Annotated in this window: 21 protein-coding genes; 8 read left to right on the top strand and 13 right to left on the bottom strand. The window is 39.9% G+C overall.

What is annotated here, in order from left to right:
* Nucleotides 1-50: 50 nt before the first annotated feature.
* The 13 genes from nuoK to SY85_RS02675 form a co-directional block, all read right to left on the bottom strand.
* Nucleotides 51-371: an NADH-quinone oxidoreductase subunit NuoK gene (gene nuoK / locus SY85_RS02620; RefSeq protein WP_099459420.1), complete on the bottom strand. Its 321-nt coding sequence runs from the start codon at nt 369-371 to the stop codon at nt 51-53.
* Nucleotides 372-450: 79 nt separating this feature from the next.
* Complete coding sequence (nuoJ, locus tag SY85_RS02625; RefSeq protein WP_066401672.1) at nt 451-1,077, bottom strand: NADH-quinone oxidoreductase subunit J; 627 nt, start codon at nt 1,075-1,077, stop codon at nt 451-453.
* Nucleotides 1,078-1,169: 92 nt separating this feature from the next.
* On the bottom strand, nt 1,170-1,685 hold the full coding sequence (nuoI, locus tag SY85_RS02630; protein ID WP_066401673.1) for an NADH-quinone oxidoreductase subunit NuoI: 516 nt from the start codon (nt 1,683-1,685) through the stop codon (nt 1,170-1,172).
* Nucleotides 1,686-1,731: 46 nt separating this feature from the next.
* The gene (gene nuoH / locus SY85_RS02635) at nt 1,732-2,691 is read right to left on the bottom strand and encodes an NADH-quinone oxidoreductase subunit NuoH (RefSeq protein WP_066401674.1); all 960 of its coding nucleotides are present in this window, start codon (nt 2,689-2,691) and stop codon (nt 1,732-1,734) included.
* A gap of 29 nt (nt 2,692-2,720) precedes the next feature.
* Complete coding sequence (gene nuoG, locus SY85_RS02640) at nt 2,721-5,435, bottom strand: NADH-quinone oxidoreductase subunit NuoG (protein WP_066401675.1); 2,715 nt, start codon at nt 5,433-5,435, stop codon at nt 2,721-2,723.
* Nucleotides 5,436-5,515: 80 nt separating this feature from the next.
* Nucleotides 5,516-5,944 (bottom strand): ester cyclase, encoded by a 429-nt coding sequence (locus SY85_RS02645; protein WP_066401676.1) that lies wholly within the window; start codon nt 5,942-5,944, stop codon nt 5,516-5,518.
* Nucleotides 5,945-5,960: 16 nt separating this feature from the next.
* Complete coding sequence (locus SY85_RS25825) at nt 5,961-6,329, bottom strand: NADH-ubiquinone oxidoreductase-F iron-sulfur binding region domain-containing protein (protein ID WP_226998977.1); 369 nt, start codon at nt 6,327-6,329, stop codon at nt 5,961-5,963.
* A gap of 74 nt (nt 6,330-6,403) precedes the next feature.
* On the bottom strand, nt 6,404-7,282 hold the full coding sequence (locus tag SY85_RS02650) for a complex I 51 kDa subunit family protein (RefSeq protein ID WP_226998978.1): 879 nt from the start codon (nt 7,280-7,282) through the stop codon (nt 6,404-6,406).
* Between the two features lie 53 nt (nt 7,283-7,335).
* The gene (gene nuoE, locus SY85_RS02655; RefSeq protein ID WP_066401677.1) at nt 7,336-7,800 is read right to left on the bottom strand and encodes an NADH-quinone oxidoreductase subunit NuoE; all 465 of its coding nucleotides are present in this window, start codon (nt 7,798-7,800) and stop codon (nt 7,336-7,338) included.
* 42 nt (nt 7,801-7,842) lie between these two features.
* A complete protein-coding gene (gene nuoC, locus SY85_RS02660; RefSeq protein ID WP_066401678.1) occupies nt 7,843-9,588 on the bottom strand; it encodes an NADH-quinone oxidoreductase subunit C/D in 1,746 nt (581 codons plus the stop codon).
* A 72-nt stretch (nt 9,589-9,660) separates the two neighbouring features.
* Nucleotides 9,661-10,299 carry an NADH-quinone oxidoreductase subunit B gene (locus tag SY85_RS02665; protein ID WP_066401679.1) on the bottom strand — a complete coding sequence of 213 codons (639 nt, stop codon included), beginning with the start codon at nt 10,297-10,299 and terminating at the stop codon, nt 9,661-9,663.
* Between the two features lie 133 nt (nt 10,300-10,432).
* Nucleotides 10,433-10,867, bottom strand: a complete 435-nt coding sequence (locus SY85_RS02670; RefSeq protein ID WP_066401680.1) for an NADH-quinone oxidoreductase subunit A — start codon at nt 10,865-10,867, stop codon at nt 10,433-10,435.
* A gap of 70 nt (nt 10,868-10,937) precedes the next feature.
* Nucleotides 10,938-11,366 (bottom strand): CBS domain-containing protein, encoded by a 429-nt coding sequence (locus tag SY85_RS02675; protein WP_066401681.1) that lies wholly within the window; start codon nt 11,364-11,366, stop codon nt 10,938-10,940.
* Between the two features lie 1,526 nt (nt 11,367-12,892).
* Here SY85_RS02675 and SY85_RS02680 point away from each other — a divergent pair.
* From SY85_RS02680 to SY85_RS02720, 8 genes are all read left to right on the top strand, one after another.
* Complete coding sequence (locus SY85_RS02680; RefSeq protein ID WP_066401682.1) at nt 12,893-13,414, top strand: hypothetical protein; 522 nt, start codon at nt 12,893-12,895, stop codon at nt 13,412-13,414.
* Nucleotides 13,415-14,037: 623 nt separating this feature from the next.
* Nucleotides 14,038-14,709, top strand: coding sequence for a BON domain-containing protein (locus SY85_RS02685; RefSeq protein WP_066401683.1), 672 nt, complete (start codon nt 14,038-14,040; stop codon nt 14,707-14,709).
* Nucleotides 14,710-14,774: 65 nt separating this feature from the next.
* Nucleotides 14,775-15,599, top strand: coding sequence for an adenine nucleotide alpha hydrolase family protein (locus SY85_RS02690; RefSeq protein WP_066401684.1), 825 nt, complete (start codon nt 14,775-14,777; stop codon nt 15,597-15,599).
* A 16-nt stretch (nt 15,600-15,615) separates the two neighbouring features.
* Nucleotides 15,616-16,440 carry a universal stress protein gene (locus SY85_RS02695; RefSeq protein ID WP_066401685.1) on the top strand — a complete coding sequence of 275 codons (825 nt, stop codon included), beginning with the start codon at nt 15,616-15,618 and terminating at the stop codon, nt 16,438-16,440.
* Between the two features lie 7 nt (nt 16,441-16,447).
* Entirely contained in the window at nt 16,448-17,293 is an 846-nt protein-coding gene (locus SY85_RS02700; protein WP_066401686.1) for a universal stress protein, read from the top strand.
* 881 nt (nt 17,294-18,174) lie between these two features.
* Nucleotides 18,175-20,574, top strand: coding sequence for a phosphoenolpyruvate synthase (gene ppsA / locus SY85_RS02710; RefSeq protein ID WP_066401688.1), 2,400 nt, complete (start codon nt 18,175-18,177; stop codon nt 20,572-20,574).
* A complete protein-coding gene (locus tag SY85_RS02715) occupies nt 20,571-21,611 on the top strand; it encodes a 2-hydroxyacid dehydrogenase (RefSeq protein WP_066401689.1) in 1,041 nt (346 codons plus the stop codon). The genes ppsA and SY85_RS02715 overlap by 4 nt, the downstream gene beginning before the upstream one ends.
* Nucleotides 21,608-22,066 carry a pyridoxamine 5'-phosphate oxidase family protein gene (locus SY85_RS02720; protein WP_066401690.1) on the top strand — a complete coding sequence of 153 codons (459 nt, stop codon included), beginning with the start codon at nt 21,608-21,610 and terminating at the stop codon, nt 22,064-22,066. Before SY85_RS02715 ends, SY85_RS02720 begins: the two co-directional genes overlap by 4 nt.
* Nucleotides 22,067-22,088: the final 22 nt, after the last annotated feature.

A 22,088-nucleotide genomic window follows, 5' to 3' on the forward strand; every position in this document is an offset into this window, starting at 1 on the left:
ACGTGCTTTATAGTGTAAGACGGCTTTGTGTTGACTACTCCTTTTAACTCTTAAATAGTAACTGGTTCGTCTCTTAAAGCTGTCAATTGATCTACATCCAAGGTTTTATGCTGGTGATAGGCTTGCATTATTAATGCTAGGCCTACTGAAACCTCCGAAGCAGCCATAGCTAGTATAAAAAGAAACATTATTTGGCCATCCGGTTGTCCCCATTTAGCACCGGCTGCTATAAATGCCATACCAGCAGCATTCAGCATGATCTCTAAAGAGACCAGGATAAAAATGATATTCTTTCTGGTAAGAACACCAACAAGTCCCAGGATAAAAAGAATAGCTGCCACAATTAAAATGGCTTGCGCTGTGATTGGCATATTCATTAGTTTTTTATCAGAAGTTCATAAGTTTTAGTTCAATAGGGTTTGAATTCTATTAAAATCTTTCTACTTACTTCTAACGACCACGCTTACTATTTTCATTAGCTATTGGCATTTGCGTTGATGACTCTTTATCAAGAATAACAATGGACTTTGCATTATTTGCTGGTTTTTCCATAGTTCCTTCATTTTGTAAAAAGCGGTGCAAATGCTTTTTAGAGTGTTTGCCAATATGAGCTGCGCCAACAATTCCTGCCATCAATAAAAAACCAGCTAACTCAACTGCTATAATGTATTCGCGATAAAGCGATAACGAAACCTGGCGGGCATCAACAACTGTTATATTCATAGAAGCTGGGCTTGCCTTTAACAAAAGCGCCCCTAACTCTGCGAGGAGTATTAAGGCTAGTATAGATGGACCTGCCCAAACTTTTGGTTGTAACCATTGTTTTTCCTGTTTTGCTGTCTCTTTTCCAAGATTTAGCATCATTACCACGAATATTAACAGCACAACAATAGCTCCTGCATATAAAATGACTTCCAACGCAGCAATAAAAGGGGCTCCTAACGATAAAAAGATCATTGATACAGCCATGAAAGAAACAACCAGGTACAAAAGCGCATGAATAGGCTGATGGCGTGTAATAACCATTAATGTAGCCAATACTGCAATAAAGGATGATATGTAGAAAAGCAAAGACATGATCAATGTGGGTGAGTGGTGAGTGGTGAGTGGTGAGTTTTATTCCGCATATTTACAAGTGTCTGTAAGTGGTTTAAAATATATTCTGAATCTTAGGGTAATAAACTATGCGTATCAACTGGAGTTTCTTCCTGTTCCCCTTGACCTTTTGCTTTTACTCCGGCTTCCATGCCTGCCACCCGATAAAAATTATAACCAGGATACTTTCCTTCACTATTTATCAATAGATCTTCCTTTTCAAAAACCAGGTTTTGTCTTTTGTACTCCGCCATTTCAAAGTCAGGGATCAACTGAATTGCGTATGTTGGACAAGCCTCTTCACAGTAACCACAAAAAATGCAACGGGAAAAATTAATACGGAAGAACTCTGGATATCGTCTTCCATTTTCATCTTCAGTAGCCTGCAAGGCAATGCAATCTACTGGGCAGGCTGCTGCACAGAGATAACAACCCACACAGCGTTCACCGCCGTCCGGATCTTTCGTTAAAACTATACGACCTCTCCAACGTGGATGTAGTTCTACTTTTTTTTCAGGATACTCTATAGTGGCCTTCTTTTTAAAAATGTGTAAGAAGGTTAACCATATTGTCCGGACGTGACTAATCATACTTGTTGTTTTTAATAATTAGTACATAGTTCTAATCAACAAAAAACTAGTGATCTCTCAGCCAAAGTGCTATTCCTCCAGTAACTAGTAAATTCAATAAAACCAATGGCAGCAATACTTTCCAGCCATATTCCATCAATTGATCATAGCGGGGACGGGGTAGGGAAGCTCTCAATAGGATAAAGAAGAGAATAAAAGCAAATGTTTTTAAAAAGAACCAAACCCATGGTGGTAGGAATGCAGGACCAAGCCAACCTCCAAAAAATAAGGTAGTCATCATTGCCGATATAAGTGTAATACCCAAGTATTCACCAATAAAGAACATTCCGAACTTCATTCCTGAATATTCAGCATGGTAACCGGCTATTAATTCGCTTTCTGCTTCTGGTATATCAAATGGTAGGCGATGGGTTTCTGCTATTCCTGCGATCAGGAAAATAACCGCAGCTACAGGTTGTTTAACAATAAACCACATATCCTGTTGGGCTGCAACAATATCGCTTAATTTAAAAGAACCTGTTAACATGACTACACCCATTAAGCTTAGTCCCATGAAGACCTCATAAGCTATCATTTGTGAAGCACCTCTCAAGGCGCCCAACAAGGAATATTTATTATTAGAGGCCCAACCGCCTAGTATAATGCTAAATACACCTAGTGAAGACATGGCTAAAAAAAACAGTATGCCAATATTCAAATCCGCTACAACAATATTAGGCGCAAAAGGAATAATAACGAAACTCATTAATACACTTGCTACTACTATAGCAGGTGCTGTAATAAATACCCACTTATCTGCGAAAGGAGGGATCCAATCTTCTTTAAAAAAGAGTTTTAGCGTATCTGCCAAAACAATTAGTATCCCAAAAGGTCCAGCACGGTTAGGACCAAGCCTTTCTTGCCATAAAGCCAGCATCCTGCGCTCTACCCATATTAACCCTGCCGCAATATTTAGCAGAACAAATAAAACGCCTAATACAATCCAAACATGTTGCATGGTAGTCATGGCTATAGCTATTTATCAGATGAATCTCTTCACTTTTCTTCTACTTTTTCAATTTTTGACCAGTTGCCCCAACTCAAAGCACCTCTATCCTTTAAACCAGCACTTACTAATACTAACCCATTACTTAAATGGTTATTTATTTTTACTGGAAATGAATATTCATTTCCTTCCGTTAAAAGTTTAATCCAGCCACCTTCTTTGATACTCAATTGTTCAGCATCATGTACTGAAATGCTAACAAAAGGCTCAGGAGAAAGTGATGCAAGTGCTTTTGTATAGCTGCTTAATTCTCCTGAACCAAGTACGTGGTATTGAGGCAATAGCAACCATTTCTCACTTCTTGCTTTAAAAGCTTCCGGTATATCTTTAAATAAAATTGACTTCTGCTCTTTTTTGCCATTTAAGAGTCGAATACCAGGGTCTCCACCACGTAAACTACCACCAGGCTCCTCCTGGTACTTTAATACTGATTGTACAGAGTTCCATCCAGGTGACCAAAAAAACGGTATTAATGGTGATGGGGGATAGCCTTTTAATCCCTCCATTGTAAAAGAGAGGGGTGAGTCATTGTCTTGTAAAGGCTTAGGCTCACTTACTTGTATATTCGCACGCATAGCTGTTCGGCCACTATATCGATGTGGCTGCCTGGGAATGCGCTCTCCATGAATAGTAAAATTATGCGATGGAGCTACTTTTGTTAATCCTTTGAATTGTGGTAACGCCGCTTCCAGCTGTTCTTCAAACCGGTCCAAATAAATATGCTTGCCATTACTTGTACCGTTTTTTATCAATAACATTTCACTCAGCCATCTCCAGCTTTCCTTTATGAAAGGATTATCTGGCATGAAAACCTGATAGAACCTTTGTGCCCGACCTTCATAATTAATGAGTGTTCCATCAGCTTCAGCAAATGTGGCCGCGGGAATTAGTATATCCGCTTTTTCGGTTGTTCTATTGTGCAGGTGATCTATTACGATCACCTTTCCACTTAACTTGAAAAGTTCATCTGCAATAGGGGCGTTAGTAGAATGGTACAAGTCATTTTCTAAAATGACTACTGTGGTTTCTTCTTGTCGCTTGAGTCTAGAAATAGCCTCTTGTAGGAAAGGTGCTTGCATCATGGTTAATCCCACACTATTGCACTCTTGCATTATATAGGCAAGTTTGGCTTTTCTCTCTGGGGAATTTAATGTGGCAGCAATATCAAATGCTGCTTTAACAATCCCTTCGTTAAAGCATGTAATGCCACTAATAATAACAGGATGTTGTGCCTGGCGTAAAGCATGGGCAATACTGGCAACCTTTTGGGTAAGCTCTTCGCTTAAGTTTGAAACTGAAGGCAATGAGTCATTTAATTCATGAGCAATTGCAAAGCCTAATCGGGCGATATCATCTGGCGCAGCATAACAGGTTTCTGTTGTTATTTCATCTAATGGACTACCTGCTATGGTTATATTGGCCAGAAACCCATTTGATTCCTGCACTTGTTCTTTAATAGCTGCATCATTCCATAATGGTAAATGACCTTTTTGAGAAACTTGAAGTGCAGCTGTTTTTTTAACAGCCTGCCGAACGGCTAATGCCATCATAGGTGCCGTATTCCAAATGTCTTCACCTAATATCAATACGGCATCAGCGCTTTCAATCTCTTTTAAAGAGGCCGTTTGAACCTCACCAAAATTTAAAAGCTGCAAAACTTTGCGATTTAAATAAGCTTCATCTTCTGAAACACCTTGATAAAAATTATCACTGCCTACCAATTGACGAAGTGCAAAGTTGCTTTCTAAAGAAGCTCTTGGTGACCCAATTCCAATAATATTAGTGTTGGAAAGTGTTGTTCTAAGCTGAATGCTTAATTCGGCATCGCTTACCGCTTCATTTCTTTGATGGCGAATTAAGGGACGTTGTACCCTGTTTTCACTATTTACAAACTCGTAACCAAAACGTCCTCGGTCACACAAGAAATAACCATTTACTTCTCCATTATACCGGTTTACAACACATCTTACTTCTCCGTAGCGTTCGCCTGCAATTGTATTACAGCCAACACTGCAGTGGTGGCAAATGGATGGAGACATGGTTAGGTCCCATTTCCGGGTGTAGTGTTCTTTTAGTGTTTTATCGGTAAATACTCCTGTTGGACAAACCTCTGCTAGGTTTCCACTAAATGGGCTTTCTAAAACGCCATCTTTTTCTCTACCAAAATAAACATGATTATGGGCAGAAAATACATTCAAATCATTTCCACCTGCATAATCGTGGTAGTAGCGAACACAGCGATAGCACTGAATGCACCGGTTCATTTCATGATGGATCAATGGGCCGAGGTATTGATTACGATAGGTGCGTTTTTTAAACTCGTAACGCCTGTAATCATGGCCCGTCATAACAGTCATATCCTGCAGATGACAACTGCCACCTTCATCACAAACCGGACAATCGTGTGGGTGATTGGTCATTAGCCATTCAATGACTTGCTCTCGGAAAGCTTCTGCTGTTGGGTCAGATATAGACAAGTATTGTCCTTCCTTTACTTCCTCCATGCAGCTCATTATCAGTCGCCCTTGTGTATCTGAGCTGTCTTTAAATACTTTAACAGCACATTGCCGACATGCACCTACACTTCCCATTGCCGGGTGCCAACAGAAATAGGGCAGATTAAAGCCAAGCGTCAGGCAGGCCTCTAAAAGTGTTTTACCTGCTTTAACGTTATACGGAACCTTATCAATGTAAATAGTAGGCATGTCTATATAAATGATGGTTATTCATTTTCATAGAGCCTGGGTTACCGGTTATTGCAAGAGATTCGATTTTCCTATTGCTTTCAAAACACTTTTTCCTGGTCGTCTATCTGTGCCATTACTTTATCTAAATCCATTAAGCTCCACTGTTCTATGATCTTGCCATTTCTTAATCTAGAGATGTCAATAATATCTATAAGAACTTCTTTGTTTGTTGCTGCCATATCTAGAAAGTTGCCTTTATGTGTAGCATGAATGGATTTATGTGTAACTACTTTATCTCCTTCTGCTATCTGGTCATAAATTTCAATTTTTATATCCGGGAATGCTTTTCGTAGGAAGAAATTGAAAAAATAAAGAACACCATCTGGTCCTCTTCCGACATCAATTGGATAGGAGTGATTTATAAAGTCTGGATCTATAAGTTCATACAATGTTTGAATATTATCTTCCTCTATAAATTCCTTATTGTAACGATTGACTATCTGTTTATTTGCATCTGGATTAATCATTTTGGACAGTTTAGGGTTATTCAATAATCATTTGCCTCCTATCTTGTTGCGTTGAATGGTGCGTTTCATGCCAAGGACATCTGCCTTGAACAATATGCTGAATAAAATCTTCTTTGAAATATTTCAAGGCACTTTGCAAAGGTTCCATTGCTCCAGGTGCCAAGGCGCAAAATGTATTTCCAGGACCTAACATTTTTGTATGCAGCTCTAATAAGTCCAGATCACTTAATTGTCCTGTGCCATTTTCAATTCTTAATAAGATCTTTTCAATCCAAGGCAATCCTTCTCTACATGGTGTACACCAACCACAACTTTCTTGAGCAAAAAAGTGCTGCAGGTTATGAACAAAGCCAACAGGGCATGTGGCATCGTCTAAAACGACCATTGTACCCGTTCCTAATCGGCTTCCAGCAGCTGCTACCGATTTGAAGTCTAGCTTAATATCCAGGTGTTCAGCTGTTAAAAATCAGTAGACGCTCCTCCGGGCAATACGCCTCTGAATTGATAGCCATCTAACATTCCACCGGCATAATTTTCCAGGAGTTCTCGCATGGTAATTCCCATAGGTAGCTCCCAAGCTCCGGGGCGTTTAACTCTTCCACTTACACCATAAATCTTTGTTCCTGCATCCTCGCTATTACTTAGACCCTTGAACCAATCTGCGCCATTATTTATAATATGTGGTAAGCAGCAAAAGGTTTCAACATTATTCACAATAGTAGGCTTGCCAAATAGCCCACTTACTTGAGGGAAAGGAGGTTTGGCTCTGGGTGTTGCACGCTTGCCTTCCAGTGCATTTAACAAAGCTGTTTCTTCGCCACACATATAACGGCCCACACCTGTATGCAAGTGCATTTCTAAAGACCAGTCACTTCCTAAAATATTCTTACCCAAATAGCCTGCTTCATACGCTTCCGAAATGCTTTTAAGTATTAATGTCGCGGCTTCCTTGTAGGCCCATCTTAAGAAAACATATGAGATATCTGCCTGAATAGCATATGCGGCCACGATCATACCTTCAATCAGTTGATGTGGATTTCCTTCCAATAACAACCGGTCTTTAAAAGTACCGGGCTCCATTTCATCTGCGTTAGCAATAAGGTACTTGGGGTGAGGAGCATCTGGACCCATAGGGACAAAGCTCCACTTCATACCAGTGCTAAAGCCTGCACCACCACGGCCTTTCAAATTACTGTCTTGTACTAGTTTCTGAACCCCAGCTGGGTCCTTTTGCTGTAAAACCTTTCGAACAGCTGAATAGCCACCTACCTTCTCGTACTCTTTAAGGGAAAGCGGTGGACGATTTGCGTTTATATGTTGCGTTAAAGGTTGCTCCATAATAGTAGGTTACGCTATGACTGATTACTTTAATTTGAGTTCATTTGTTGTCATCAGCTGTATTGATTCAATATTGTTTCTAATTCTTCAGTTTTTACATTGCGATATAAGTTCTCATCGATCATTAATGCAGGTGCTCTATCACAACAGCCAAGACAAGCATTTGGCAAAAGGGTAAAACGGTTATCTAAGGTTGTTTCTCCAAAACTGATTTCGAGTTGACTTTGTAAAGCTTTATATAGATCCTGATAACCCATTACATAGCAGGAAATACTATCACATAATAATATTATGTGGCGGCCAACTGGCTTCCGAAATATGAGGTTATAGAAAGTAGCTACGCTATCCACTTCTGCCGGACTCATTTCCAAGTAAGCTGCTATAGCCTCAATACTATCATCACTGATCCAACTGCGTTCTTTTTGTACAATTTTCAATGCTTCAATAACTGCTGCTTTTTTATGAGGTAGCAATGAAACTTCATGGTCTATAGCTGTTCTTTCGGTTGCACTAAGCATGTCGTTGTAATTATATAATGGTCAATGCTTCGTATTCATAATTTACCTGTCAATATCTGCTAACACAAAATCCATTGCTCCCAGAATCGATAACAAATCAGCTACCGTATATCCCTTGCTGATGTATGGCAGCATCTGCATATGTGGGAACGATGGAGTGCGAATGCGTACCCTATAAGGTGAAGTATTACCATCACTGGTAAGGTAATAGCTATTGGCACCTTTTGTAGCTTCAATACAACTCATGGCCTCACCTGCAGGAATCACAGGTCCCCAGCTAACATTGAGAAAATGTGTGATCAATGTCTCAATATCCTTCATTGTATATTTTTTCAATGGGGGAGTAGTAAGAGGGTGATCTGCTTTATAACTTCCTTCTGGCATATTATTCAGGCATTGTTCTATAATCCGTAAGCTTTGCCATAGTTCTTCTAAACGAACAACAGCACGATCATAACAGTCGCCATTTTGAGCAGTAGGAATATCAAACTCAAACTGATCATAACCAGAGTAGGGGCGTTGCTTTCTAAAGTCCCACTCGTAACCGCAAGCACGTAGTCCAGGCCCGGTAACGCCCCATTCAATAGCTTCATCTAAAGTGAAGATGCCGATACCTTTAGTGCGGCTTTTGAACAGGCTGTTTCGTAATACCATATTCTTGTATTCTCGTAGTTGTTTGGGGAAATGTTTGATAAAGTCTCTGACCAAGCCTTCCCAACCATTGGGTAGATCCTGTGCTACGCCGCCAATTCTGAACCAGTTGGGGTGCATGCGGCCACCGCATATAGCCTCAACTATATCAAATACTTTTTCCCGATCAGTAAACATGTAAAAAACAGGCGAGAGCTGGCCGACGTCCTGCGCAAAGGTGCCAAACCAAACTAAATGGCTGGAAATGCGAAACAGTTCACAAAGCATTACCCGGATTACTTTCACGCGATCAGGCACTTCAATGCCAGCCAGTTTTTCAACGGCTAATAAATACGCCAGGTTGTTCATGACACCACCCAGGTAATCAACGCGATCTGTATATGGAATATAGGTGTGCCAGCTTTGACGTTCGCCCATTTTTTCTGCACCACGATGGTGGAAACCAATTTCCGGAACCGCATCAACAATATCTTCTCCGTCTAATTGTAAAACAACGCGCAGTACGCCATGTGTTCCGGGGTGCTGTGGCCCAATATTCAAGAACATAAAGTCTGAATCTTCGCCTTCCTTTTTCATGCCCCATTCTTCGGGCTTGAATTTTAAAGCAGCTTGTTCCCGGTCTTGTAGTTCATTATAAAGCTGGAATGGCCCGAGCTCCGTTGCTCTTGCCGGATGTTCTTTTCTTAAAGGGTGTCCTTGCCAGGTAAGAGGCATTAAAATGCGTTGCAAATGTGGGTGGCCGTCAAAGTGAATACCAAACATATCATAGACTTCGCGCTCATACCAGTTGGCATTTTTGAAAACAGACGAGATAGATGGTATTGATGGATTATCACCTTCCAGTGCAACTTTCAAGCGGATAAAGTCATTCCGTTGAAATGAAAAAAGATGATAGACAACGGTGAAATCTTTAATGGGCAATCCATCCTTTTTCATCCGATCTCTTTCATCTATACCGCATAAGTCATAAAGTAAATTGAAAGGTTGATTTAGCGATTTAAGGTATTGGATGGCCGGTTTTATTGAGTTGACCGGAATCCAAATGGTGAAAATGTCATCGGCAGTTTGTTGCTGACGAATAGCATCCTGTCCAAATTGTTTTTGCAGATCTTGTAATATATTGCCGCTATCTACCATAGTGTCGGTTTTAACCTTTTAGGCTCAGGGCACGAACTGCTTACCTATTTTTTTGCTCCACACTACTTCATTCTAAACTTCATCTATCGTTTTAAAATTCACCATATTCATTCTTTCTTCTCTTTTTTGGACTTTCATCGGTGTCATCTCTGGTTTGATAATGCCTTGGTCACCAATCACCCAGCTTAAGGGACGTTTTTCATGTCTTACGGCTTCACTGAGAAGTATCAGACCTTGCATAAATGCATCTGGTCGGGGAGGGCACCCTGGTACATATACATCTACCGGTAAAAATTTATCTACTCCTTGAACTACGCTATAGATGTCATACATGCCACCGCTATTGGCACAGCTACCCATGGATATAACCCAGCGAGGCTCCATCATTTGCTCATGTAATCGTTTAATGATGGGAACCATTTTTATAAAAACAGTACCAGCTATGACCATCACATCAGCCTCACGCGGAGTGCCTCTAATAACCTCAGCACCAAACCTGGCTACATCGTATTTACTGGTTATGCTGGTGGCCATTTCCACAAAACAGCAACTAAGGCCAAAGTGGAATGGCCACAGGGAATTTTTTCTTCCCCAAGCTACCAAGCTTTGAACGGAGGTAAGCATAATACTTTTGCTTACAGCTTCTTCCATACTTCCGGTGCCGCTAATTCTATGGGTAGAATCATCTGCTTTATTGAGCCACCATTTCATTTTAACTTGTATATGTGGTTTGCAATGAAGAAAACTGTGCTTAACAATCAGTAAGACATAGGATGGGATTGTGTTTTTTACGGGTAAGAATTGTAATATAAAAATTGGGTATTTATAGGTGCTGTAGTTCTAATCAATGATCTGGTTGGTTTACCAGTTGCTTATATCTTTTAAAAATCCCTTTAATATTAGGACCGATGTCCAAGGCTCCGATACCCCATTCATAAATGAGTACAACAACTAGTTGGCCTATGAAAACAGCTACACCAATATATCCGGGCCAGCCTAGTTCATAGAACCCTAATGCCCATAATATTATAAACGCAGCTTCTACATCGAAAATTACAAATAGCATGGCAACCAGGTAAAATTGGGAGGAAAAGCGGAGTCGAGCTGATCCAGTCTGTTCAATACCGCCTTCATATGGCAGATTTGTTTCCCGTTCCTGATGGCGTTGGCCTAAAAAGTATGATAATGTCAAAATGGCAAGGAGAAGAAATACAACCAATGCTGCGAATAGCAGCAACGGCCAAAGCAAGACTGTGTCATTAGGTTCGTTACCTGGCATTTACACATTTTTAGCGATTAGCGAATACAAGGAACAGAGTATCAGTCTTTTAAAGGACGGTGGTTAGTGATCAGCTGGAGATATAATGTCGAAGATTTTCGATGATATATTCTTTCTCATCGATTATATACTTGACGATATCACCAATAGAAATAACGCCAATCACTTGATTATTTTCAATCACAGGCAGATGACGCACAAATTTGTCGGTCATCAGTTGCATGCAATCTTCAATGGAGGTATGTGGATTAACAAAGATGGGGCGGTCGGACATTATATCCGCAACCAAGGTTTCTTTAGAGGATCGGCCTTTCAAAACAACTTTACGTGCATAATCTCGTTCTGTAAAGACTCCGATAAGTTTCCCTTTGTCAATAACTACCAGTGCGCCTAGGTTTTTTTCTTCTAATACTTCCAGGGCATCGTAAACGGAGCTATCAGGACTTATACTATGCACTGTCTGACCTTTTATTTCCAAAAGATTTTTAACAGTGCTCATAACAGTAAGTTTAAGAACTTGAATAGTAAGTTAAATCAAATTTGTTGAATTTAAAATAGTAGTAAGTAGAGACAGGATATTATTTTTCTTAAACGTTTAGAATTTAAGAGAAGTATTATTAGTTCAGAACTAGTGGTTTAAATATATAAAATATCCTCATAATTTATATTATGTTAAATAGGCGCACCGGCTGTATTGCCTTGTTTTCTTGCCCACGCTTCTTTTCGTGCTACGATAAGTAATTTCTTTATTACATTTGATGAGGTTAAAAATCGCAGTAACTGTAGCGTTATTGCCAACAGTCGCACAACCTCCTATTGTTCGGTGCATAGTCTTTCTAAATCTTGACAAAATCAAGGTGTAGGTGTTCGAGTTCCATTAGGTGTTTTTATAGGATACCTCATTAAAGATTATGATTAACACCAATAACAGGCATTGTTCGTGCCCTGTGTGCCGCCAGCGGCGGAAGCACAAAAGACCGATTATTATCCTAGAAAAAGGTATGGCCACCATTTACGGCAGCCACCTTGATAATAATTGTAGTTGTTGTAATTGCAATTCAGACGCCAATCAGAAATTGCAGATTTTGTAACCGTTCAAAGCAGCCTCCCACAAGGGGGCTGTTCTTTTTGGTTACTGCAAATGTAATGCCTGCTGCATTATAATCATAGTGCCCAATATTAGGAGAATGCTAAATTAAGTACAACCACTCCGTAAATTCACCTTATTTGCCCTAGCGGGCATGAAGCCTATCGGCTAGTTTGCTATGAGTAAGAAAAAAGGCAAAACAGCCCCCTTGCGCACAGGGCTCACCCTTCAGCGTGTTTTGGTAGAAAAAACTTACAAAACACGCCCCTTCGCGCGCCAACCTATTGGTAACATAATATAGAGTTATCGGCTGCGCTTGGTGAACTATAACTCTCATGGCGTGGTGGCCGCTGCCCTATACGACCGCGCTTTACGGCTAACGCTACAAAAAACCATGTGCTGCAGGTAAAGCGCGGTCGTATAGGGCAGCGGCGGTCGCTACGCCGATAACTTGGATTTTATGTTAAATAGGCGCACCGGCTGTATTGCCTGTTTTCTTGCCCACGCTTCCCCTTGAGGTCTACTGCCCGGCTTACGGGTATCGCTGAGGTGTGCTAGGATTGATAGAGTCATTACAGAAAAAGAAAGGTACCTTAACTCAGACTACATTTAGGGTACTATTAAACCCTTCCAATCTTACTATTCCACGCTTCCTTGCCTGTTACTCCTCTGTATATTCATTGCTCTGCCTCTGCGAAGTCTAGGTTACTCCGTATAAAATACTTAGTTACTCCGTATAGCATCTTCCCTTACTCCGTATAAGGGCCTCTTCAGGGATAGTTATGAGTCAGAAAGAATTATGAAACAATAGGTATTAAAACCCGCTAACATGTGTATAACTAAGGTGAGTAAATCGCTTGTAAACCTAGCGATATAGTTATAAATTTACTAAATTATTTAGTATTAAGCAGTAGCTAATCATCAATAAACCACTCCCCATGGCACGACAGTCTGGCCCTATTTACCTTACCGGCACCATCGATAGCATTACCTTCTACAAGATGGGCGACCAGTATTTGGCCCGCAAGAAAAGCTCGCTCAATCGCAAGCAGTTCCACAAAGATCCACGCTTCGCGCGCTCACGTAAAAGTGCCCTTGCCTTTGGCGATGCCTCTAAACTGGCTTCCGCTATATACTGGAAATTACCCAAGGAACAGCGTGGCAAAGGCGTCGTCAACCAACTCACCGGCCAGGTGGGTCGCTTGCTAAAAGAAGGAAAGACCATGGAAGATATAATTAAACAATACCAACAACATAACCAGCATCCGAGTACACAAGCGTCTATTCAATCCCAGTCCAACGAAGCTACTCACAAGCAAGAAAGCATTTCAGCTTGGAAAGTAACTCCCACTGGAAAATTGATCGGCACAAGCCTTGAGCCAACTCTTTCTATTAATTTGGTAACTTCTTTTGTTAATGCGACTAGACTAAACAGTTATCTTGTTCCAATGAGAGAGTAAAAGTGCCAGTTGTTAGTTTTTTTTGTTAGGAAAAGTAGCCTTTGAGCAATCGAAGCAGGCAATAGTAATGTAGTAAATGCTTTCTTAGCTAGATCCATAAAACTGACTGCAAGGGAATGGAAATTCAGGGAAGATTTTCAAGTAATGCCTGGCGCCTACTTAAAATACAGTAAGAATGGTATCAAACCTCAAAATAAAGTCGACCCCGACCCTGCATTTTAGAAAGACTTTATTGCAGCCAAGTTAAATCATCAATAATTTAAGCCGAACGAAGATCAACATGAAATATAAAGTGCATCAACATGAATATCATCGAAGCTCTTAGCCCATGGGTTAGCAGATTAATACAATAATTGGAATGTAAGTTTAATTGCTTGGCTGATAATGACCAGCATCATTGATAACCTTGACTACACTCATTCAGACAGATTATAAAACAACCTTTCTTTGAATTAGTTATGAGGTAGTAGATCTATCATAATTCACTTTTCGCTACCAGATGGTAAACACGCTCTCCCCTACCTTTTGTATTGAAACTTCTTGGAACAGATATACCCATGAATAACATTAGCAAGTTATTGCTTTAACGTTGAGGTCTTTTCTAAATACTTAAATATACCAGTATGAAAAGTGATCTTCATATTCAACATGATGTGCAAGACCAAATTATGTGGGAACCTATACTAAACCCTGCACAGATTGGAGTTGCAGTAAAAGATGGTATCGTTACATTATCGGGAATAGTTGATACATATGCAAAGAAGCTGGCTGCAGAAAAAGCAGCAAAGAAGGTAGCTGGCGTAAAAGCCGTAGCATTAGACTTACAAGTAGGTATCTCACCTTTATATCGAAAAACCGATTCAGAACTAGCAGACGCGGTGATACATGCTTTAAGCATGAATGTATCTGTTCCACAAGAAGCGATACAGGTCAAAGTAGATGACGGGATTGTAACATTAGACGGAGAAGTAGATTGGGACTACCAACGTGCTGCCGCTAAAACAGCCATTGAGGGCTTGATAGGCATTAAAGCTGTTAATAACAATCTAACTATAAAGCCTATGTTGTCATCTGAAAACATTAGTAGAAAAATAAGTGAAGCCCTACATCGTAGTGCCACTATTGATGCACAAAGAATCAGTGTAGAAGTAATTGGAACAAAAGCAGTTTTAAAAGGGAAAGTGCGATCCTTTGCTGAGCGGGATGATGCAGAAGACGCTGCATGGGCAGCACCTGGCATTACCAGTGTAGAGAATAAACTTGACTTGGAATCTGAAGAAATACTGACTTTCTAATTCAAATAGACTACCCTATTAAGCACATTGTTAGATAAAGTTTTCACCTCATAAATCCAGGTATCATGAATAAGATAATTATAGCCTTTGATGGAACACAGTTTTCGGAAGGCGCTTTTGAACTGGCCCGTGAGTTAAACGAGATGCACGCCATTTTACTAACAGGTGTATTTATTCCTCAGGTTAGTTACTCCAGCTTATGGAGTTATGGAACGGCCATGGCTGGACCTGGCTTTATTCCATTAGTAGAAGCAGAAGAATCAGAAGCTATACAAAAAAATATTCATCATTTTGAAGAGTTATGTAGTGAACATGGCATAAAGTACACCATACACAAAGACTTCTACGACTTCGCTCTTCCAGAGTTAAAAAAAGAGTCTCGATTTGCAGACCTGCTAATTATTAGCAGTGAGAAGTTTTACGAACATATGCTGGATGATATCAATAACGAATACATGGAAGAAGCCATTCATCATTCAGAATGCCCTGTAATTGTTATTCCAGAAGAATTTGAGTTTCCCAATCGCAATATACTAACCTATGATGGCAGCGGTTCTTCAGTCTATGCCATTAAACAATTTGCCTATTTGTTTCCAGATTTGTGTAAAAATGAAACCCTATTGCTTTATGTAAAAGATGACAAATCAGACAACCTACCTGAAGAAGAATATATTAAAGAGTTAACAAATCAACACTACCCCAATATAACTATTGAGAAACTGCACTTAAATCCCAAGAAATACTTTACAACATGGTTGGCAGAAGAAGGTAATGTACTACTAATTAGCGGCGCATATGCCAAGTCCAATATAGCTACCATGTTTCATAAAAGCTTTATTAGTCAGGCTATAAGCACACATAAGCTACCTGTTTTTATTGCACATAAATAACAATCAAACACCACAAATGGAAAAGATCCTTTTAATCATGAATAGCCATAAAGCAGATACAAAGATCATAGATTTTGGCTGTTATATTGCTTTACTCACCGAATCGAAGCTGACAGGAGTGCTAGTAGAAGATACTACTCTAGAGCTGGCCTCGCATGATCACCAGCAATCGTATTACAGAAAGGTTAAGGTCCGGGATGACCAATCGATCCTAATGGATTCTGATCAATTAATGCGCTATTTCTCACAAGAATGTCGACTAAGAGGGATTAGTAGTATAATTTACAGTGATAAAGGATCGCCAATGGAAGAGGTGCTGTACGAAAGCCGTTTTGCAGACTTGATGATTGTAACACCTAACCTTTTCAATAAAAGCACAAAGGAGGAAATCCCTTCAACGTTTGTAAAAAAAATCCTATCAAAAGCTGAATGCCCAGTTGTTGTAGCTCCTAATGAATTCAAAGGAATTGAAGAAATTGTCTTCTGCTTTGACGCCAGTGCATCATCACTATTCGCCATTAAGGAATTCACTTACCTTTTCCCACAATTTCAATCCAAAAAGATTACAGTTCTCGAAGTTCGCAATGATATACTCGAAGAAATGGGTGAGGATGTTGCTAAAACTCGTGAATGGCTAGAAGCGCATTATCAAAATGTTCATTTTCGATTTTTAGAGGGCGATGTAAAGGATGAACTTTTCACATATTTTCTTCTAAAGAAGGACACCTTTATTGTAATGGGTTCTTTTGGAAGAAACATGATCTCTCAGCTATATAAAAAGAGCGCTTCGGAGACGATTATTAAAACTATTGATTTACCCATCTTTATCACCCATCACTAATCTAATTATGCAAAAATTTATTGCTGCTTTTGATGGGTTGAGATTTTCACAGAGTACTTTAGATTATGCAGTTCATCTGGCAAAATTATCCAACACACACTTAATAGGAGTATTCCTAGACAACATACTATACAATAGTTATCAGTATGCTGAACTGGTGGATGAGGAGGAAGGTGGTGTTTCGGAAAGAAAACGACGCCTATTAAATGAACAGGACAAAATCAAAAGGGATGAAGCCGCACTATCATTTGAACAGGCTTGCCACCAAGCAAAAATTACTTTTGCTGTACACCGGGATCGAAATGCCTCTTTGCAAGAGCTGTTGCACGAATCCATTTATGCGGACTTGCTAGTAATTAATCAAACAGAAACCTTTACTTATTTTGAAGAGGAGGCGCCTACTGCCTTTATCCGGAATTTACTTTCTGATGTTCAGTGCCCTGTACTGGTTGTTCCAAAATCGTATCACCCCATTGAAAAACTAGTTTTGCTTTATGATGGAGAGCCATCATCAGTATATGCTATAAAGATGTTCGGTTATCTCCTACCCCAGCTTGGCCAATTACCTACCGAGGTCCTTACTATAAAAAGCCATGATCAGCCAATTCATGTTCCTGAGTCCAGATTAATGAAGGAATTTATAAAACGCCACTTTTCAAATGTAGAATATATTGTTAAGCAAGGCATTGTTGAAGAACAGATCCTGGGTCATCTCCAGTATTATAATCCCCACTGCCTGATTGTAGTTGGCGGCTACCAGCGAAGTCGTGTTTCCAAATGGTTCAGACGCAGTATGGCTGATCATCTGTTACAATATACTAAACTGCCATTATTTATTGCACATAATAAATAATGGCATGAAAGCTTCATTAACTGCTTTGTTGGAAATTGAAAATACTCAGTTATAGAAGTTGAACGATATTGTCCATACAGCTATTGAAGAAGACTAACTATCCTTCCAAAAAAAATTTCTGATGATGCATATCATTTGTTAACGTCATCGCCCTCATTAAGCAGGGAAATAAAAAGGCAGACATTATAAAGAAAATAGTATGGCACTATCAATTTACCCCAGGTCTTTATTAACTCAAATGAGTTCTTCCAGTAACAAGGTACCCCTTTATAAAATCTTGCCTTGGACGTTAGCCTTCGTGGTAATAGGTTTAGGGGCATCAATAATAAAAAGTACTATTAGCATTTTTATGATGAAACTATATGAATTTTTTATTGAAAAAAATGCCTTGAAGTTATGATCCTGCACATTGATGATTCGATGACTGTCTCGGATGTTTAAGACAAATTCTCGCGATGTTTCCCCAACTTGAAAATTGAGTTTTATGCAAAACAACACCATTTTAAAGAGGGGTCATCAGACGTACAAAGATTAGATTCTAGTATAGCACTATCAATCATCAGACAGAATCATACCCCAGAAAACCTCGCCATTATATCAAGTGATCGAGCTGGAGACATTGAACGGAAGTTTATGAAGGTCTTTGGTTTGAATATTCAGGTGTTCCGAAAAGAAAATGGCTCTTGGAAACAAACAGGTAACTCGGACACTTGTACCCTTAAAGAGCTTAGTGATCTTTCAACCCATTCCTCCTGATAAGCCATGTTATCCGTATTAGCCGAGCAACTGTTTATCTAATGACAGCTATCACGAGCCACCTTGATGCCAGTCATTGAACTTGTATCATTTACACACCAACTTTACTATTACAAACCAGCAAAATGCAACCCTTTATAAAGAAATTCAACCAGGTAAATTTGGCAGACATAACAGCAGTGGGTGGTAAAAACGCGTCTTTGGGTGAGATGCTAAACCAGCTTTCATCCAAGGGTATACGTTTGCCCGACGGTTTTGCCGCCACTGCTTCTTGCTTTTGGAATTTTCTTGAAAGTTATAATCTCACCACCGCCTTGCAACAATTAATGGATCGCCTGGACCGGAACAACTATGTCAATTTAAAAGAAATTGGTAAAGCTGCAAGAGAATTAATTCTTAGTCATGAGTTGCCCCCAGCAACCCAGGCACAGATTATAAATGCCTACCGGGAACTAAGCGGTACTGAAGATATTGCTGTAGCCGTTCGCAGTAGCGCCACAGCAGAAGATCTACCGGAAGCCAGTTTTGCCGGCCAGCATGACTCCTTCCTTCATATTGAAGGCGGAGAAGCTGTTATACGTGCGGTACACAAATGCTTTGCCTCTTTATATACTGACCGGGCGATCAAATACCGGGAGGATAAAGGTTTTGACCATAGCAAAGTGGCTATATCAGTTGGTATCCAGAAAATGGTTCGCTCAGACAGAGGCAGTGCCGGTGTTTGTTTTACATTAGAACCCGAATCCGGTTTTCGTGATATTATTCATATCAGCGGTGTTTGGGGATTAGGTGAAAATATTGTACAAGGTACTATCAACCCTGATGAGTTTTTGGTATTCAAGCCTACTCTGGCTCAAAATAAAAATGCCATCATCCAAAAAAGATTAGGCGATAAGGCACAAACAATGATCTATGCTACAGACAGTAGTTCTACTACCTATAACATAGACACGCCGCTTAACAAGAGAGAACAATTTGTTTTAGCTGACCATGAAATCAAGCAATTGGCAGAGTGGTGCCTGATTATTGAGGAGCATTACAAAAAACCCATGGACATTGAATGGGCTAAGGACGGCATAACAGGTGAAATGTTTATCATTCAAGCCCGACCTGAAACGGTGCATTCACAGAAAAAACTAAATACCGTAACGGAATACGCTCTCCAGGAAAAAGGTGAAAAAATTACTTCTGGAAATGCCATTGGATTTAAAATAGCTTCCGGGAGAGCACGTATTGTACACTCTCCGAATGAGGACAGTCAAATTGAAAAAGGTGACATTATTGTTACCGATACCACAAGTCCCGATTGGGACCCTATTTTAAAAAAAGCAAGCGCTATTGTTACAAATAAAGGCGGGCGGACCAGCCACGCCTCCATCATTGCACGCGAATTGGGCATCCCTGCCGTGGTTGGCTGTGGAAACGCTACTGAAGAAATTAATAATGACATGCCAATAACCGTTTCTTGCGCTGAAGGGAAAACGGGAAATGTTTATAGAGGCCTGCTGAAATGGAAAGTAGAAGAACATGACTTTAATAACATGTATTTGCCCCGCCATACAAAACCCTTATTAATAATAGGAGAACCGGAAAAAGCATTTCAGCTTTCCTTTTACCCTAACGAAGGCGTTGGCTTAATGCGTCTGGAATTTATTGTCAACCATTATATGCAGATACACCCCATGGCATTAGTCAAGTTTGATGAATTAAAAGACCAGGCGGCAAAACATAAAATTGAAGAATTAACCCACAGCTACAAACATAAGCAGCAGTATTTCATAGACAAAGTATCACAGGGTATCGCCACAATTGCCGCAGCATTTTATCCCAAAGATGTTATTGTAAGGCTTAGTGATTTTAAAACAAATGAATATGCCAACCTCATTGGAGGAAAAGAGTTTGAGCCAAAAGAAGAAAACCCTATGATTGGGTTTCGGGGAGCCTCCCGCTATTACCACCCTTTGTATAAAGACGCTTTCAAACTGGAATGTAAAGCCGTACTTAAAGTGCGAAATGAAATGGGATTCACTAATGTGAAAGTAATGATTCCCTTTTGTCGTACGCTACAAGAAGGTAAACGTGTTATAGAAGAAATGGAAAGACATGGCTTATCCAGAGACTATAGTCCATCACTGGAAATTTATCTTATGGTGGAGATTCCTAGTAATGTGATTCTTTTAAATGAATTTGCTCAAGTATTTGATGGCTTCTCTATTGGTTCAAATGATTTAACCCAATTAACATTGGGTATTGACCGCGATTCTGCTATTGTTAGCCAGCTGTTCAGTGAGCAGGACCAGGCTGTCAAAACCATGCTTTCTATGGCCATTCACCGAGCCAACGAAGCGGGCATTAAAATTGGGTTATGTGGCCAGGCCCCCAGTGATATGCCTGATTTTGCCCAGTTTTTGGTTGAGCAAGGTATTACTAGTATTTCCTTTAATCCCGATGCACTACTTAAGGGTATACAGAATATTGTAGAAGCAGAAAATAAATTAAAATCACCCGCAAACCTTTCATTGTGAGAACCCTGTTTTATAATACAAAAAGTTACGAACGCAACTTTCTAGAGCACGCTAAGGCAGAACATACTGTTTTGTATACATCTGAAGGCCTTACAACTCAGACAGTTGGACTGGCAAAAGGATTTGAGAGCATTAGCATTTTTGCCACCGATACCGCTGATGCTCCTGTCCTTCGTGCATTAAAGATGATAGGCGTTCGCTATATTACCATACGTTCACCTAATTATGAAAATGTGGATATAGCGGAAGCAAACAGTCAAGGTATTCATGTTGCAAACGTACAGGAATATTCGCCGCATGCCGTTGCTGAACATGCTCTTTGTTTATTGCTAGCCTTAAGTAGAAAAACGATTCAGGCACATGAGCAGGTACAACAGTTGGATTTCACCTTGGATCACTTAATTGGTTTTGATCTTATGGGGAAGAAAGTAGGCCTGTTAGGTACGGGAAAGATTGGAAGCGCTATGGCTAAAATCCTTCATGGTTTGGGTTGTACGATACTGGCCTATGATGTAGACCGTAACCAGCAACTGGAAAACAACTATAATGTCTATTATGTTGGGCTTCATACACTGTGTAGTATGTCGGATATTATCTCCATTCATTTACCACCAAATAATGAATCCTATCCCCTTGTGACCAGCAGTTTCTTCAGTAAAATGAAAAGAGGGGTTATCATAATTAATACGGCTAGTGGTGCTGTGCTAGACACTATGGCCTTGATTGAGTACTTGGAGAGCGGTCATATAGGTGCGGCTGGGCTGGATGTGTATGAAAATGAAAAAGAGATTTTCTACCAAGATTTATCACAAAGTATGCTAAAAGATCCTATCCTGTTAAAACTAATGAGCTTTCCAAATGTAATTATTACTCCCCATCAAGGCTTTGCCACTAAAGAAGCATTGACTAAAATGGCAATGACCACTTTTGAAAATATCAGCTGCTGGGAACAAAAGAATAGTTGTGCAAACCAAATTACGTATGGTTTGCAAAATGAGCTAGCCACTAAGTTTCAATCAAACAATATCGAATCATGATAGGCCACCTTACAGAAACAGAATGCAAGGGCTTCTTAAAAAAAGAGATCGTAGGGCGTATTGGATGTAGTGTTAATGATGAGACATATGTAGTACCAGTTAACTATTTGTTTGATGGCAACAATATCATTGCACATTCACAGGAAGGAAAAAAGATTGAGATGATGCGGTTAAACCCGAAGGTGTGCTTTGAAGCGGATGATATGAAAACTTTAAAAAACTGGAGAAGTGTAATTGCCTGGGGGACATATAAAGAGATAACGGACGATACAGAGAAATGGGATACTCTTCACAATTTTGTTAACCGAATGATGCATTTTAAGTTCAGTGAAACAGCGCTTCCCCCTGAAATAATGCCACAGCGTATGCATCCCAGAAGTGGAAAGCTAAAGACAGTAGTCTTTAAAATTATAATTGACAAACTAACTGGTAGGTATGAAATTGAAGATGAGTAAAAAACTATGTTATCCCTTCTAT

The sequence above is a fragment of the Flavisolibacter tropicus genome (assembly GCF_001644645.1).
GTDB lineage: Bacteria > Bacteroidota > Bacteroidia > Chitinophagales > Chitinophagaceae > Flavisolibacter > Flavisolibacter tropicus.

Excerpts from the sequence above, each read along its gene's own strand:
- nuoI (WP_066401673.1), bottom strand. The coding sequence starts at position 1,685 with ATGATTAGTCACGTCCGGACAATATGGTTAACCTTCTTACACATTTTT.
- nuoE (WP_066401677.1), bottom strand. The coding sequence starts at position 7,800 with ATGCTTAGTGCAACCGAAAGAACAGCTATAGACCATGAAGTTTCATTG.
- SY85_RS02700 (WP_066401686.1), top strand. The coding sequence starts at position 16,448 with ATGCAAAAATTTATTGCTGCTTTTGATGGGTTGAGATTTTCACAGAGT.
- ppsA (WP_066401688.1), top strand. The coding sequence starts at position 18,175 with ATGCAACCCTTTATAAAGAAATTCAACCAGGTAAATTTGGCAGACATA.
- SY85_RS02665 (WP_066401679.1), bottom strand. The coding sequence starts at position 10,299 with ATGAAATGGTGGCTCAATAAAGCAGATGATTCTACCCATAGAATTAGC.
- SY85_RS02680 (WP_066401682.1), top strand. The coding sequence starts at position 12,893 with ATGGCACGACAGTCTGGCCCTATTTACCTTACCGGCACCATCGATAGC.
- SY85_RS02690 (WP_066401684.1), top strand. The coding sequence starts at position 14,775 with ATGAATAAGATAATTATAGCCTTTGATGGAACACAGTTTTCGGAAGGC.
- SY85_RS25825 (WP_226998977.1), bottom strand. The coding sequence starts at position 6,329 with ATGGTCGTTTTAGACGATGCCACATGCCCTGTTGGCTTTGTTCATAAC.
- SY85_RS02670 (WP_066401680.1), bottom strand. The coding sequence starts at position 10,867 with ATGCCAGGTAACGAACCTAATGACACAGTCTTGCTTTGGCCGTTGCTG.
- SY85_RS02695 (WP_066401685.1), top strand. The coding sequence starts at position 15,616 with ATGGAAAAGATCCTTTTAATCATGAATAGCCATAAAGCAGATACAAAG.
- nuoK (WP_099459420.1), bottom strand. The coding sequence starts at position 371 with ATGCCAATCACAGCGCAAGCCATTTTAATTGTGGCAGCTATTCTTTTT.
- SY85_RS02650 (WP_226998978.1), bottom strand. The coding sequence starts at position 7,282 with ATGGAGCAACCTTTAACGCAACATATAAACGCAAATCGTCCACCGCTT.
- nuoG (WP_066401675.1), bottom strand. The coding sequence starts at position 5,435 with ATGCCTACTATTTACATTGATAAGGTTCCGTATAACGTTAAAGCAGGT.
- nuoJ (WP_066401672.1), bottom strand. The coding sequence starts at position 1,077 with ATGTCTTTGCTTTTCTACATATCATCCTTTATTGCAGTATTGGCTACA.
- nuoH (WP_066401674.1), bottom strand. The coding sequence starts at position 2,691 with ATGACTACCATGCAACATGTTTGGATTGTATTAGGCGTTTTATTTGTT.
- SY85_RS02645 (WP_066401676.1), bottom strand. The coding sequence starts at position 5,944 with ATGATTAATCCAGATGCAAATAAACAGATAGTCAATCGTTACAATAAG.
- SY85_RS02720 (WP_066401690.1), top strand. The coding sequence starts at position 21,608 with ATGATAGGCCACCTTACAGAAACAGAATGCAAGGGCTTCTTAAAAAAA.
- nuoC (WP_066401678.1), bottom strand. The coding sequence starts at position 9,588 with ATGGTAGATAGCGGCAATATATTACAAGATCTGCAAAAACAATTTGGA.
- SY85_RS02685 (WP_066401683.1), top strand. The coding sequence starts at position 14,038 with ATGAAAAGTGATCTTCATATTCAACATGATGTGCAAGACCAAATTATG.
- SY85_RS02675 (WP_066401681.1), bottom strand. The coding sequence starts at position 11,366 with ATGAGCACTGTTAAAAATCTTTTGGAAATAAAAGGTCAGACAGTGCAT.